A 14,457-nucleotide genomic window follows, 5' to 3' on the forward strand; every position below is an offset into this window, starting at 1 on the left:
TTTATTTCTCTTTGTTCTATTCTAATTCTCTTTTAATATTCGCTAGAAACAGGCGCAATTGCCCACAAAATCAAGTAAGCAAGTACCCCTGCCCCATAACAAAAGGCAAGAACACCCCAAATCACACGGACAATGGTAGGGTCAATATCAAAATAGTGGGCTACACCTGCGCAAACGCCTCCAATTTTTTGATCTCTACCACTTCTCATAAATTTTTTTGCCATATTTTATTCTCCCATATTTTTACTAATCTCTCCAGTAATCCCGGATGCTAGACAATTGCTTTTTAGAAGCCTTTAATATTCGTTTGGACTCTTTAACTGGAGCTGAAACAGCCTGCTGAGGTAGGTACAAAATAGTTTTTAAGAATCGCTGTGTCATGGGTTCGTCGCCACGCAGTTCCTGCTCAAATTTATTTGAAATCATCGCATCGAGATAAAACTCATGAACTCGTTTCCCAAAATTCTCAGCCGAAATCTCATACAACTTGTCAGCCAACTTCTGCTCATCCATATCTGGAGTGGCGATCAAGGCCTCCAAGATTGCACCAGCAAGATCATGCTCTCCATAGTAGAGGGTTCCAAACATTTTGTCACTGATCAGATTATCCAGATAAGGATTGCCATGAGCAATGACAGGCGTTCCACTTGCTAAACTCTCTAGATAAGTTAATCCTTGGGTTTCACTAGTAGAGGCAGAGATGAAGAAATCTGCAGCCTTATAGTATAAGGCTGTCTCACTTGGAGGAATCATACCTGTAAAAATCACATGTTTTTGCAGGTTTAATTTCACTGCTTGCTCTTTCAGACTGTCCAGATAGGGACCGTCACCAGCAACAACAAGTTTCACCTTGTCTTCTTCTTTCAAAACCTCAGAAAAAGCATTTAGGACTGCCTGGATATTCTTCTCATAAGAAATACGTGAAAGGCTCAGCAACATTTTCTCGCCTTCCGGAATGCCTAACTTCGAACGAAGTTCTTTCAAGTTTTCCTCTTTGATCTCAGGGCGTTCAAATTTAGCTAGCTCAATGCCAGTTGGGATAACACGCTTTTCAACCTTGACTTTGTATTTAGATAAAAGATCCCGAACAATCTCACTAGGACAAATCACGCCATCTACATCATGAAGGAAGCCACGCACCAAATATTTTACCATACTCGGACGAATTAGCATGCCCTTAGCAATGTAATGTACATAGTCTTCATACTGGGTATGGTAGGTATGGATAACAGGAATTTTCAATTCTCTTGCAATCCAAATCCCTAGCAAACCTAGTGAAAACTCTGTTTGGGTATGAATGATATCCAGCTGATACTGTTTGGCAATTTCAAGCGCCTTTGTAAAACCACGATAGGCAAATCGTCGATCTTTAAATGCAAAGAAAGGGACACTCGGAATGCGAATAATTTGCCAATCCTCGTATCGATTCACGTCTTTATCAGTTGTTGTAAAGATAAAAACTGCATGCCCTTGCTTCTCAAGCTCTGTCTTCAAGGTCCGAATACTAGTCGCGACCCCGGAAACTTGAGGAAAATAGGTATCTGTAAATAAACCAATTCGCATAGATTACCTCACTTTTTGCCTAGAGCCGCCTGCTCCCGATAGAACTTCAACCAGATTTCCAATAAATGCTCCTCGGAATACTCTTTAGAAATCTCTCTAGCTTTTTCTTTCAAGTCTTTCAACTTTTCAGGATGATCTTTGTATTCGAGAATGGCTTCTCTCATCTCTGAAACATCACTTGTCGCACGATAATTCCCTTCGAGAATGACCTTGTATAGATCTAAATCCCTCAACATAATCGGCGCTTCACAACTTGCTGCCTCTAAGATGGTCATAGGGAATAGTTCGTTATAACTTGGTAGCAAGAAGAGATCCGCTAAAGCGTAGAGCTCCCGCATTCGCTCTGGAGGAACAATACCTGGGAAAATTAGATTTTTAGGTGGATTGTCCATGATTTTTTTATAGCGTTCATAACCATCTGTCATCCCGCCAAATGAAAAACCACCAGCCCAGATAAAAGTAATTTCTGGCAATTCCTCCGCAAGGCGGATAAAGTCATCAATACCTTTACGTTTCTGAACCTGACCTGCACCGACAACAACAAACTGATCCTCAGCTAAGTCCATTTCCTGACGAAGTTTTGCTACTTGGTCAGCTGGCAGTGGATGCCATTTTTCCTTATTTACAAAGTTTGGAATATAGGTTACTTTTTCACGTGGAATACCAGCTGCCACCAAATCCTCGATAAACATGGGATTGACCACCACCAAGTGTTCCATTCGGTTGTAAAATGAAAAAACATAGCGTTTGATAATTCCCTTTAAGAAAAATGGAATTTTCAAACTCCCCTCAAGCGTATCAGGCAAAAAATGCACATAGCCAATTTTTCTCCCAGATCGCTTCTTTTGGAATGTAGATAAATAATAAGGGAAATCAATGGTATGAAAGTGAGTTACATCTGCCTCAACAGGAAGATTCTCCGTAACAATTAACTGATCTTGGGCATCACGATGTAGGAGACGTACCAACTCACGGTAGGCTCCTGATACTCCCTGACCAGCCACTTTTTCACTTGAACTTAGCATATTAATACGCAATTTTTCGTTTTCCATACCATTCATTATACCATTTTATTTCCAGAAAATCAGCAAAAGAAAGAAGAGACCAAAGGAAAAAGAAGGAGATTTCCTCATTTTCCAATCGTCTCTCACATTTTTCTACTGTTTATTTAATTCCTAGCGCGATACGTGCATAGCGACTCATTTTTTCAACAGTCCAAGCTGGATACCAGACCAATTTAACTTCGGTATTAGTTACCTCAGGCACATCTGTCATCGCATCATATATCTGGTCTGTCAAAAGGTCAGCCAGTGGGCAGCCCATAGTCGTCAAGGTCATATCAATTTCAGTGTGACCTGTGTCCCCATCAAAACGAATTTCATAAATCAAACCTAAATTGACAATATCAATTCCCAACTCAGGGTCGATGACTTCTTCCAAAGCATTTAAAATGCGTGTTTTGATCGTTTCAATTTGCTCTTCTGTATAAGCCATATTCATCCTCACTCTAATCTTCAATAAAATCACGAAGGGGCTTGCTGCGACTTGGTTGACGCAATTTTCTCAAAGCCTTGGCCTCGATCTGACGGATACGTTCACGAGTTACGTTAAAGACTTTACCAACATCCTCAAGGGTGCGCATTTTCCCATCGTCCAAACCAAAACGAAGGCGCAAAACGTTTTCTTCACGGTCTGTGAGAGTATCCAAGACTTCATCCAACTGCTCACGCAAAACGATTCGAGTCGTGTAGTCTACAGGATTTTCAATCACTTCGTCTTCGATAAAATCCCCAAGATGGCTATCGTCCTCTTCACCAATCGGTGTTTCAAGAGATACTGGTTCTTGAGCGATTTTTAGGATTTCACGCACCTTGTCAGGTGTCATATCCATACGCTCAGCGATTTGTTCAGGAGTTGGATCTTGACCCAATTCTTGAAGGAGATTTCGCTGTTCACGGACAAGCTTGTTAATCGTTTCAACCATGTGAACAGGAATACGAATGGTACGAGCCTGATCAGCGATGGCACGAGTGATTGCCTGACGAATCCACCAAGTTGCATAAGTAGAAAACTTAAAGCCTTTTGAATAGTCAAACTTGTCCACGGCCTTCATCAAGCCCATGTTTCCTTCTTGGATCAAGTCAAGAAACTGCATGCCACGCCCTACGTAGCGCTTAGCGATGGAAACCACCAAACGAAGGTTGGCTTCCGCAAGACGTTGTTTAGCTTCGATATCACCTGCTTCAACAGCTAGGGCCAATTCTTTTTCCTCTTCGTTGGTCAAGAGAGGAACGACTCCGATTTCCTTCAAATACATACGGACAGGGTCATTAACCTTGGCAGAGGTTGAGCCAATCAAATCCTCATCACTGAGTTCTGGTTCTTCTTCTGCACTAAGAACACGCGCACTTGGATTTCCTTCGTTGTCTGTGATAGAAATTCCAGCATCCTGAATCCGTTGCAAAAGGTCTTCAATACCGTCTGCATCTAGGGTAAAAGGAATAACCAGACTTGAATTGATTTCATCATCTGTTGCTGTTCCTGTTTTTTTGTGGTTACGGATAAAGTCTGCTACTTGCACATCAAATGTCGTTACTTCTTTTTGTTTTGTTGCCATTATTACTCCATTCTTCTCTTTTGGGAAATCAATCGTTGCAATTCTTCCAAGGCTGTGTCTGTATCTCCTACATGACTAGCTTCCTGCACTTTCTTTTTAATTCGTAAGTTGTCCTTGCTGAGGAGGGCACGGTTACGAGTCGCTTCTACTTCTACTAGCTCCTGAGGAGACATCTCAGCTGGCAAATCTAAACCAAGAACATGGTACCAGGCATTTTCAACCTCAGGAGTCTGATGAGAAAGTTCCTCTGATCCGATTTCTCCCTCTACATTTAATAATTCGTAAAGAATCTGAAATTCTGGGGTATCAAAGAAAAAATCTTCTCTTAATCTGTAGTCATTTAACACAACTGGATTTTCAGCCATCCTATAAAGGAGATGAGCCTCTGCTCTCATAACTGCTGTCAGTTGTCGCGTCACAGGTAAACTAATCGCTACTGGAGGTTGCTCCTCTTTGACTCTTTCCTGCCTTTGAACAATCCGACTTTCATTTACAATCTGTTCTACTTGCTGGTAATCAAAGGAAGGTAGGTTATCCGCCAGAATGTGGATGTAAGAATTCTGGGCTGTGATCGACTTTTCTTTGGCGATTAAGGGCGCAATCTTTTCAATGAATTCGATTTGCGCTTGCAAGTTATCACTATTCTCAGGTTTGAGTTGGTAAATATAGAACTCTATGGGACTGATACGTGTCTTGGTTAAGAGGTAGGCTAGGTCTTCAGCAGAATTCTTTTGTAAATACTCATCTGGGTCCATGGCATCAGGTACTCGGACAACTTCCACTGAGAAATCTTTTAATTCTTCCAGAGCTTTGGCTGTCGCTGCCTGTCCTGCCTTGTCACCATCATAGCTGAGAACTATCTTTTTGGTGAAGCGTTTGAGGTGATCAACATGTTCCTTGCTCAGAGCTGTCCCCATGGAAGCTACAGCATTTTCTATACCAGCACGGTAGGCCGCGATAACATCCATGAAACCTTCCATCAGATAGAGTTCTGTGATCTTACCCGTTCCCTTTTTAGCCTTGTCCAAATGATACAATTCGTAACTCTTGTTAAAAATTGCAGTGGAACGACTATTTTTGTACTTGGCAGTCTGATTATCTGTTTCTTGCCAAATACGACCTGAAAAGGCAATGACCTGCCCCTTGTCATTGGTCAAAGGAAAGATGATACGTCCAAAAAAAGTATCATAAAATTGATTGTCATCTGACAAATAAAACAAACCAGAATCCAATAAATCCTTTTCTTCAAACTTGCCAGATAAACGTTGGTAGAGATAGTTTCTCTCGGCTGGAGCCAGTCCAATCTGAAAGTGCTTCAAAACCTCATCCGTCAATCCACGTTTGTAGAGATAAGCCCTTGCTTCTTCTCCCATCTTGGTCGTCATGAGGATTGCATGATAAAAGCGTGCAGCTTCTTCATGCATATCATATAGAGCTTGATGAGGAGAAAGCTGTTGAGGACGAGACTGAATAGGCATGGCTAGTTGAATACCGACGCGCTCACCTAAGAGCTGAACGGCTTCCATAAAGGACACACCTTGGTATTCTTCGATGAACTTAAAGACATCTCCTGAGCGCCCACAACCGAAGCAATGATAAAACTGCTTGTCTTCAACAACGTTAAAAGAGGGGGTCTTCTCACTATGAAAAGGACAGAGCCCTAAATAGTTCCGTCCAGCCTTTTGTAAAGAAATCACGTCACCTATGACTTCCACAATGTTGGCATTGTTTTTGATTTCTTCAATGACTTGCTTGTCAACCATACACAATACCTCCATCTTATCATAGTTTCACGTAAACTAGTATAGCTTATTTCTGAAAAAAAGTAAACCATTTCATACGCTTTCCGTAATTCTCTTTACCTTATTTTTCTTGATAGAAAGGGAAGATAAAAAACTCAGAATCACTTCTGTGTTTCTAAGTTTTTCTTCTCTATTTTTGATGAACGATTCTCTACTTTACTCAAATAATTGATAGTAGTCTGAAATTTTCATTTTTGCTTTTTCTTCTTTGTTCAAATCTTGGATGATACGACCTTCTTTCATAACGATGAGACGATTGCCATACTCGAGGGCATCTTCCATATGGTGGGTAATCATGAGGGCTGTCAGATGATCTTTGCTGACAAATTCATCTGTTAACTCCATCAATGCAACACTGGTCTTTGGGTCGAGAGCTGCTGTGTGTTCATCCAACAAGAGCAACTCTGGTCGCTTTAAGGTTGCCATCAAGAGACTCAAGGCCTGACGTTGACCACCTGATAGAAACTCTATAGGGGTGTCCAGATGTTTTTCAAGTCCATTTCCAACTTTTTCAATAGTAGCCTGAAACTCTTCTCTATGACTTGATAGTCTTCTAGGCAGGAGACCTCTTTTCTCACCTCGAAACTTAGCAATCAGAAGATTTTCTGCAACGGTCATACGTGGAGCCGTACCCATCTTAGGATCCTGAAAGACACGAGACAAGTACTTAGCCCGCTTTTCAGGTGAAAAATGCGTCACGTCCTCGCCCATGATATGGATACTTCCACTTGTTAAAGGTAAAGTACCTGCAATGGTATTAAAAAGCGTTGACTTCCCAGCTCCATTTCCACCTAGTATAGTAATGAAATCATGTTCGAAAATTTCAAGAGAAACATCATTTAGAATGATTTTTTCCTCATCAAAGCCATTCGTGATGACTTTGGTAGCATTTTTTAATTCTACAATTGCTGTCATTTGCTAAACTTGACTCCTTTCAGGTATTTGCTTTTGAAAGTTGGAATCATAAGGCAAACTGCCAAAATTAAGGCGCTGTACAAACGCAGATAACTTGTATTAAATCCAAGAGCAATCACTCCCCAAACGAGGAACTGATAAGCGATAGAACCTACAACGATGGTCATGAGTCGCTCTGCCAAGGTCAAACTCTTGAACAAAACTTCACCAATAATCAAGCTAGCAAGCCCTACGACAATCACTCCAATTCCTCGAGAAACATCTGCATATCCCTCTTGTTGAGCAATTAAGGCTCCTGCAAGCGCGATAATCCCATTTGAAAGAACCAAACCCATGAGTTCCATACGACCAGTATGAATTCCAAAACTACGAGCCATATCAGGATTATCACCTGTAGCGATGTAGGCCTGACCTAGTTTGGTATCTAGGAAAAAGAGCATGAGACCAATAACAAGGGCAACAAAGATAAATCCAGTCAAGAGTTGATTGAGGTCCGAATCAAAAGGCAAAACATCCTGAATTTGCTTGGTGCCAAGAAGACCCAGATTGGCACGTCCCATAATCATCAACATGATGGAATGACAAGAAGTCATGACCAAAATCCCTGATAAGAGAGTTGGAATTTTCCCTTTGGTATATAAGAGACCTGTCGCCATTCCAGCTAGGCAGCCTGCTCCTACTGCAGCCAAGGTCGCTAAAAATGGATTGACTCCTTGTGTTATCAAGGTTACAGCGACTGCTCCTCCTAGAGGAAAAGAGCCCTCAGTAGTCATATCTGGAAAATTCAAAATTCGAAAAGTCATAAAGATTCCCAAACCTAAAATCGCCCAGACCATTCCCTGAGAAATAATGGATACTATCATAATCTTTCACTCATTTCTTTCTTTAGTAAAAACGGGAGGAGATGTCCCCAACTCCTCCTTTATCCTTATTCAATCACTTGCCCTGCTTCTTTTAGAACAGACTCAGGAATGGTGATTCCAAGTTCTTGCGCTAGTTTTTTGTTGATAACCGACTTACCAGTTGAAAAGACATTGACTGGAGTATCAGCTGGTTTTTCACCTTTCAAAACTTTAGCAATCATCTTACCAGTAGCCACTCCAAGATCGTGTTGGTCAACTACTACAGATGCCAGACCTCCTGCTTCCACCATGGCAGTTGCGCTTGGGTAGATTGGTTTTTTAGCTGTTTGGTTGCTTGATACAACTGTTGGGAAAGCTGATGCGATGGTGTTGTCAATTGGAACCCAGATAGCGTCGACCTTGCTGGTCATAACATTAACAGTTGAAGCAATTTCGTTGGTTGATGGAACGGCAAAGGTTTCGACTTTCAAACCTGCTTTTTCAGCATAAGCCTTGAATTCTTCAACTTGTGATTTTGAGTTATCTTCGCTACTTGAGTAGAGGGCTCCGATTGTTTTAACATCAGGTGTCAAAGCTTTAATGAGTTCTACTTGTTGTTCTGCTGGGTTGTGGTCTGATACTCCTGTAATGTTGCCACCTGGTTTTTTCAAATCTTTGACCAAGTTAGCACCAATTGGATCTGTTACAGCCGCCATGATAACGGGAAGGTCTTTAGTAGCACTTGCAAGTCCTTGAGCAGCTGGTGTTGCAATCCCAACGACAAGGTCATTCCCGTTTGCAACCAATTGTTTACTCATGGTTGCAACCTTGCTCTGGTCGCCTTCAGAGTTCATAAAGTCGATTTTTACTTGGTCGTCCTTATATCCTTCTTCAGCAAGTCCATCTTGAATTCCTTGATAGATCAAGTCTAAAGAAGGGTGGCTGACGAACTGTAGAACACCAACCTTAGCAACCTTTTGCTCCACCTTCGCTGCTGGTTTGTTCATGGATGAATAAACCAAGCTAGCCACTACCAATACTGCTAATCCAGCAATAATTCCAATCAAACGTTTATTTTTCATATTCTTTCTCCTTTTAAATCACTTGCATAATGTTCTTTTCAACAAAACAAGCGACGCCATCGTTTAAATTCCATCATCATCCTCCTAAAAGAAAAAGTCCTCACACAAAAAACTTGTGTGAGGACGTCGATGCGCGGTGCCACCTCAATTATAGGGAATATCCCTATCGCTCTTTCTCGCATTCACGAGTTGCACTGTAAGGTGTGCTCACCGAATTCTTATGATTTCAAATTCTTTATAACATTCAGCCCAATTTTCATCACTTTCATCTATCTGTTTTCACCAACCACAGACTCTCTAAAAAACTTCAATGATTACTTTCTGAATGTTTAAATTATATCATTTTTCAATTACTTGTCAAGACTATTTTTAGAATTTTTTAAACTATTCAAAAACTTCCCCTAGAAAAAGAGGAAGTTTAGAAAATATCAGCCTGAATTACGCAAACCTGTTGCAATACCGTTAATGGTTGTATGAATCAATCTTTCTTCGTCTGCTGATAACTCACCACGACGTTGACGTTTAATCAACTCCAACTGGATATAGTTAAGGATATTAAAGTAAGGCATACGATAGTTTAGACTGTCTTTTAGATAAGAGTTTTCTGCCAAGAGTTCGTCATAACCTTCAATAGCTAAAATAACATCCTTGGTCAATTGCCATTCATCTAAAATAGTGTAATAGATAGCTTGCACTTCTTCATCTTCACAGAGCTTGGCATATTCAAAGGCGATATTCATGTTAGACTTGGACAAGACCATGTCCACATTGGAAAGCAAAGATTGGAAGAAAGGCCAGTTTTGATACATATCACGAAGAAACTCGATATTTTTCGGATCTTGATCAATAAACTCTTTAAAGCTGGATCCTACTCCATACCATCCAGGGAACATGACACGACTTTGTGACCATGAGAAGACCCAAGGGATAGCACGTAGGCCACCGATTTCTGTAATGGTCTTACGAGCGGCTGGACGAGAACCGATATTAAAACTTGAAATAGCCTTAATCGGACTGGACTCAAAGAAATAGTCATAGAAATGTTCATTTCCAAAGACCAAGTCACGGTAGATATCGTAGCTACGATCCACCACTTGGTCCATAATGGCTTCGTAACGGTTTGATGTATTGGTATCACTCTTCTTCTTGGTAATCATACGGTTAATGGCTGCAGAAACCAGCATCTCAAGGTTGTAATAAGCAGCATCTTTGTTTCCGTATTTGTTGCCAATCACTTCTCCTTGCTCAGTCAGACGGATACGGTCCTTGATAGACTTGAGAGGTTGAGATGTAATGGCTTCATAAGTTGGGCCACCACCTCGACCAACAGTACCCCCACGACCATGGAAGAAAGTGACCTTAACACCAAATTCATCTCCGATAGCAGTTAGTTGTTGCTGCGCCTTGTAAAGGGTCCAACATGAGGACAAGTAACCACCGTCCTTGTTACTATCAGAGTAACCGAGCATGATTTCTTGGTAATTGTCTTTTGAAGCAATCCATTTTTTAGCCAAAGGAAGAGAGAAGTATTTTCTCATAGTTTCTTCCGAATGATCCAAATCTTCGATAGTTTCAAACAGAGGAACAATCTGAACTCGTGCTTTTTGGGCATCCACCAATCCTACTTCTTTGAGCATGATTGCTAGTTCGAGCATATCAGACACGCTAGTTGCATGAGAAATGATGGTTTGACGAATGACATTTTCACCCAGTTTATCCTTCAACTTGCGAGCAGCTTTAAAGATAGACAGTTCTTTTTCAAGCAGTTCTGACTTTTCAGCATGAGTGGCTGAGAGGATACGAGGATCTTCTTCCAACTCTTTTAAGAGGAGGGCGCATTTTTCATCTTCAGAAAGGTCGCTATAATGGTCATTGATACCAGCTGATGCTAATAATTCAGCCACACAAGCTTCATGAACACTTGAATCTTGGCGCATGTCGATAGAGGCAAGGTAGAAGCCAAAGATTTCAACTGCCTGCATCAACTCGACAAATTCTCCTGAAATCAGGTACTCACCTTTGTTCTCTAATAGAGAATCTCGGATAGCCAACAAGTCTTGGTAAAATTCATCTGCGGTAGCATATCTTGGATGAACATCCTTATCTTCGATAAGATAGGTCTTGGTTGCCTGCATCTTAGCTTGGATGTCAAAGAGGGCACGACGATAGAGTTCTTTTTCACGATAAATCGAGTTATCCTGTGACTTGAGCGCCATCTCACGAACCTTATCACTGACATTCACAATACTGGTTGAGAGTGAGAATTCACGATAGAGGTTATAAATCTTCTCATCGTAATAGTTCATGATGACTTCGCACTGAGTCAAGGCTGATTTATTGAGGGTTTCCGCTGTTACGAAAGGATTTCCATCACGGTCTCCTCCAATCCACATCCCCATTGTAATCGGTTTTGGATGTTGGAGCTCGATACCTTGTTCCTTAGCTAGTTTCTTATACTCAGCCGTCAAACGTGGAACAGCATTCAAGAAAGAACTTTGATAGTACTCCATCACGTTGGTGATTTCGTTGGTTACTTTCAATTTCTTCTCGCGAATCATGTCCGTTTGCATGATAATCTCAATATAACGACGGAGATCTGTGTGCCATTTTTCTTTGTTAATCAAGCCTAGTTTGACATCACGGTACTTACGCAAAAGAGTATGGATGTGATTAGTCAAATCCAACATACTCTTACGTTGGACCTGAGTCGGATGGGCAGTCAGAACAGGGACAACATTCAGTTGCTCCAAAATGGTAGCTGCATTTTCTTTTTCAGCTACCATTTTAATGGTTGTAGATAATTTTCCTAGATAGTCTTGGTCCACATTATTTTGGTGATTGATCTCATAAGCCAAATCCACATCCTCAGAGATATTGATCAAGAGTGGAAGGATTGAGAAATAACGAGAAATATAAATCATTTCTTCGTTTGAAAGGCTGGTCACCAATTTATTGAGTCCTTGATAGTCTTCGTTTGTAGACAAGTTCTTTAACTGCATGATTTTATCAAAGGTCTCAGGCGCAAGCATATTTTTTGTGATGTCTTCTAATAACTCTGTCAAAATCAAGACTTCTTCTTGGACGACTGCTTTATTGCTATAGTTTTCTAATTTTTGAAGTGACATAAACTCTCCTTTTCATACTTTCCTTACAGTTGACCAGAAGCTTGGGCTGCAAGTTCCCTGTATAGTTTCGCACGCTTTTCACTAGCATCGATATTTAGTACAAAGGCAATGGCTACAGATAAGACCAAAAGACTATTCCCACCTTGTGAAAGGAAGGGGAAGGTTACCCCTGTAGAAGGAATCAAACCGGAAATCCCACCGATATTGACAAAGACCTGCACAAGGATCATCCCTCCGACACCGATAGCAACCATAGAATTAAAGGGATCCTTAGCTCGAATTCCGACTAAGATAATTCTCAAAATCAAGAAGAAGAGGAGGGCCAAAATCATACTTGCTCCTACAAATCCAAATTCCTCGATGACAATTGAAAAGACGAAATCCGTGTGAGCTTCTGGCAAATAACCACGTTTCTCAATGGAATTTCCTAATCCTAGTCCAAACCAACCTCCATTAACCATGGCATAGTAAGAATTTGCAAGCTGGTGTCCAGCCCCTGCTAGGTCGTTAAAGGGATTAAAGAAGGCACTGAAACGTTTAGCAACGTAACCAAATAGCGGAATTTTAGAAAACTTTTCAACCCCGACGAGACGAATGACAGACAAGGCTAATATCGAACTTCCTGCTAAGAGAGCTAGAATAGTCGAGAACCAACGATAGGCGATCCCACTAACCGTATACATGATGAGCGCCACTAAAACTAAGATAGTCGCATTTCCCAAGTCTGGGAAAATCCCCAAGCTACCAATCAGAACCAGTAGAACGAAACGCCAGTCATTAAAAGCCCGAGGCAACCACTGATTTTGAGTCAAGACCTGAAAATCATAAACAGCTATCTCATCCTGCTGTTTTGAAAAACGATGCGCCAAGTACCAGATGATGATAATCTTAAGGTACTCCGCAGGCTGAATCGTTACAGGTCCTACAGAAATCCAACCGTAGGCACCATTGACTGGTGTCCCAATTAGCCGCGCCAAAGCTAGGAGAATCATCTCTACAAACATGACGATAAAAATCAAGCGTTCATTTCTTAAAAAACCAAGTTTCAGTTTATAAATTAAGGCAATCAAAATCAAACTAACTACCCAAAACATTCCTTGGTTCCGAGCTAACTGAAGAGCGCTTTTTCCTTCTTGGATCAGGGTAGCACTCGTCGTTGAGTAAACAACAATTAGACCCAAAATCGATAAAAGGAGGTAAGGAATCAAAATGGAATAGTTCAATAGGTGCCTTTTACTAATTTTCATATGTCACCATTCTAATAGAAACAGAGAAAACTGTTCCTAATTCCGTTTTATTTTCTAGTTTTGATTGCTATTATACCATTTTTTCAGAAAGAAAAAAACTCTTATCCTCCAATCCTTCGAATTTTGCTCTTTGGTCGAAACTGATTACTAAAAAATACAAACTTCAAGACAAAGTTTGTATTTTCTTTTTTATTCTGCTGATGAGCTACTGCTTGAGTTTGAGTCTGCACCACCAACGTATTGGGCAAAGATATTTTGGAAAACAGGATCTTTCACTTTAATATTGGCAGCTTGGAATTCTTTTCCGATAACGCTCTGAACGAAAGATGAATCGTTTTGTTTCTGCGTCAAAATGACTGTTTTTAATTTTTCTTTGTAATCATCTAGGTTTGATGATTTTTCTGTTTTCTTGGTTAGCTTAATAATGTAGTATTGGGTACTGTAGGCTTGTGTTCCAGTCGCTGTGATAACATCAGAGATACCATTCACATCCAAGGTAAAGGCCGCCTTCTTGACTTGTTCTGGAAGTTCTGTAGAAGCAGAGTCAAAAGTGATTTCGCCACCATTTTCTTTTGTCTTGTCATCATTTGAGTTGTCTTTTGCCAACTGGGCAAAGTCAGCTCCTTCTGCTTTTGCTTTTTCAAGCACTTCTTTGGCCTTGTCTTCATTATCCATACGGATGATCTGAGCTGTTACATCTGGTGTATAAGACTCAAAAGCTTTTTGGTAAGCTTCGTCAGTCAATTCACTCTCTGCGGCTTTTTTAACTGCCAATTCGACCAACTTACTTGTGCGAATTTGAGCTTTACGAGTCTCAGGAGTCATACCCGCACGTTGAAGTACGCTGTTGTAGCTATCGCCGTATTTCTTTTGTTCCTCAGCAACGGCATCAGCCACCTCTTTGTCAGTCACTTCTGAACCATATTGTTTTTCAAATACTTTTTGGATAGTCATATTAAGCAAGACTTGTTGCGCAGTTGGATTGTTTTTGACTTGTTCATAAAATTGGTGTTCAGTGACGACATCACCCTTCATGCTGATGAGGTCAGCCCCTTCAGAACTTTTTGAACAAGCAGCCAAAGTCGCTACAGATAATAATGTAATGGCTCCTGCCAATAGTTTTTTCTTCATGTTTACTCCTTTTTCTAAAAACGGTCAAAAATTTCTCTAGACCAACTCAATCATTATACCATATTTTATAGCAGATAACTTAAATAAGACTAAAAATAGTAGCTTTTAAATTTTTAACGATTCAAGTTTTTTT

At 40.7% G+C, this 14,457-nt stretch carries 12 protein-coding genes and 1 other annotated feature; all 12 genes read right to left on the reverse strand.

All coding sequences use genetic code 11. The annotated features are described in order from the left end of the window. Positions 1–32: 32 nt before the first annotated feature. The 12 genes from FGK98_RS05685 to prsA all read right to left on the reverse strand — a co-directional run bounded on the left by FGK98_RS05685 (position 33) and on the right by prsA (position 14,324). The gene (locus FGK98_RS05685; protein ID WP_171011118.1) at positions 33–224 is read right to left on the reverse strand and encodes a PspC domain-containing protein; all 192 of its coding nucleotides are present in this window, start codon (positions 222–224) and stop codon (positions 33–35) included. Positions 225–246: 22 nt separating this feature from the next. After that, a complete protein-coding gene (locus FGK98_RS05690; RefSeq protein ID WP_138100419.1) occupies positions 247–1,563 on the reverse strand; it encodes a glycosyltransferase family 4 protein in 1,317 nt (438 codons plus the stop codon). Between the two features lie 8 nt (positions 1,564–1,571). Further along, a complete protein-coding gene (locus tag FGK98_RS05695; RefSeq protein ID WP_171011119.1) occupies positions 1,572–2,615 on the reverse strand; it encodes a glycosyltransferase family 4 protein in 1,044 nt (347 codons plus the stop codon). Between the two features lie 112 nt (positions 2,616–2,727). Continuing rightward, the gene (locus tag FGK98_RS05700) at positions 2,728–3,057 is read right to left on the reverse strand and encodes a metal-sulfur cluster assembly factor (protein ID WP_138100420.1); all 330 of its coding nucleotides are present in this window, start codon (positions 3,055–3,057) and stop codon (positions 2,728–2,730) included. A 13-nt stretch (positions 3,058–3,070) separates the two neighbouring features. Next, positions 3,071–4,180 (reverse strand): RNA polymerase sigma factor RpoD, encoded by a 1,110-nt coding sequence (gene rpoD, locus FGK98_RS05705; RefSeq protein WP_000201892.1) that lies wholly within the window; start codon positions 4,178–4,180, stop codon positions 3,071–3,073. Positions 4,181–4,182: 2 nt separating this feature from the next. Further along, entirely contained in the window at positions 4,183–5,943 is a 1,761-nt protein-coding gene (dnaG, locus tag FGK98_RS05710; RefSeq protein WP_138101045.1) for a DNA primase, read from the reverse strand. Between the two features lie 195 nt (positions 5,944–6,138). After that, positions 6,139–6,897 (reverse strand): ABC transporter ATP-binding protein, encoded by a 759-nt coding sequence (locus FGK98_RS05715; RefSeq protein WP_138100421.1) that lies wholly within the window; start codon positions 6,895–6,897, stop codon positions 6,139–6,141. Further along, complete coding sequence (locus tag FGK98_RS05720) at positions 6,894–7,760, reverse strand: ABC transporter permease (protein WP_061409118.1); 867 nt, start codon at positions 7,758–7,760, stop codon at positions 6,894–6,896. The genes FGK98_RS05715 and FGK98_RS05720 overlap by 4 nt, the downstream gene beginning before the upstream one ends. Positions 7,761–7,825: 65 nt before the next feature. After that, the gene (gene trpX, locus FGK98_RS05725) at positions 7,826–8,821 is read right to left on the reverse strand and encodes a tryptophan ABC transporter substrate-binding protein (protein WP_138100422.1); all 996 of its coding nucleotides are present in this window, start codon (positions 8,819–8,821) and stop codon (positions 7,826–7,828) included. Between the two features lie 116 nt (positions 8,822–8,937). Continuing rightward, positions 8,938–9,154: a binding site (T-box leader), on the reverse strand. 95 nt (positions 9,155–9,249) lie between these two features. Next, positions 9,250–11,946, reverse strand: coding sequence for a phosphoenolpyruvate carboxylase (ppc, locus tag FGK98_RS05730; RefSeq protein WP_138100423.1), 2,697 nt, complete (start codon positions 11,944–11,946; stop codon positions 9,250–9,252). 23 nt (positions 11,947–11,969) lie between these two features. After that, positions 11,970–13,193 (reverse strand): cell division peptidoglycan polymerase FtsW, encoded by a 1,224-nt coding sequence (gene ftsW, locus FGK98_RS05735; RefSeq protein ID WP_138100424.1) that lies wholly within the window; start codon positions 13,191–13,193, stop codon positions 11,970–11,972. A 189-nt stretch (positions 13,194–13,382) separates the two neighbouring features. Continuing rightward, positions 13,383–14,324: a peptidylprolyl isomerase PrsA gene (gene prsA, locus FGK98_RS05740; RefSeq protein WP_138100425.1), complete on the reverse strand. Its 942-nt coding sequence runs from the start codon at positions 14,322–14,324 to the stop codon at positions 13,383–13,385. Between the last annotated feature and the right edge of the window lie 133 nt (positions 14,325–14,457).

Source organism: Streptococcus australis (assembly GCF_901543175.1).
In the GTDB taxonomy this organism is placed as follows: Bacteria; Bacillota; Bacilli; order Lactobacillales; family Streptococcaceae; genus Streptococcus; species Streptococcus australis_A.

What these genes read in the sequence shown, in the direction of transcription:
- FGK98_RS05685 (WP_171011118.1), bottom strand. Translation starts at nt 224, where the DNA reads ATGGCAAAAAAATTTATGAGAAGTGGTAGAGATCAAAAAATTGGAGGC.
- FGK98_RS05690 (WP_138100419.1), bottom strand. Translation starts at nt 1,563, where the DNA reads ATGCGAATTGGTTTATTTACAGATACCTATTTTCCTCAAGTTTCCGGG.
- FGK98_RS05695 (WP_171011119.1), bottom strand. Translation starts at nt 2,615, where the DNA reads ATGGAAAACGAAAAATTGCGTATTAATATGCTAAGTTCAAGTGAAAAA.
- FGK98_RS05700 (WP_138100420.1), bottom strand. Translation starts at nt 3,057, where the DNA reads ATGGCTTATACAGAAGAGCAAATTGAAACGATCAAAACACGCATTTTA.
- rpoD (WP_000201892.1), bottom strand. Translation starts at nt 4,180, where the DNA reads ATGGCAACAAAACAAAAAGAAGTAACGACATTTGATGTGCAAGTAGCA.
- dnaG (WP_138101045.1), bottom strand. Translation starts at nt 5,943, where the DNA reads ATGGTTGACAAGCAAGTCATTGAAGAAATCAAAAACAATGCCAACATT.
- FGK98_RS05715 (WP_138100421.1), bottom strand. Translation starts at nt 6,897, where the DNA reads ATGACAGCAATTGTAGAATTAAAAAATGCTACCAAAGTCATCACGAAT.
- FGK98_RS05720 (WP_061409118.1), bottom strand. Translation starts at nt 7,760, where the DNA reads ATGATAGTATCCATTATTTCTCAGGGAATGGTCTGGGCGATTTTAGGT.
- trpX (WP_138100422.1), bottom strand. Translation starts at nt 8,821, where the DNA reads ATGAAAAATAAACGTTTGATTGGAATTATTGCTGGATTAGCAGTATTG.
- ppc (WP_138100423.1), bottom strand. Translation starts at nt 11,946, where the DNA reads ATGTCACTTCAAAAATTAGAAAACTATAGCAATAAAGCAGTCGTCCAA.
- ftsW (WP_138100424.1), bottom strand. Translation starts at nt 13,193, where the DNA reads ATGAAAATTAGTAAAAGGCACCTATTGAACTATTCCATTTTGATTCCT.
- prsA (WP_138100425.1), bottom strand. Translation starts at nt 14,324, where the DNA reads ATGAAGAAAAAACTATTGGCAGGAGCCATTACATTATTATCTGTAGCG.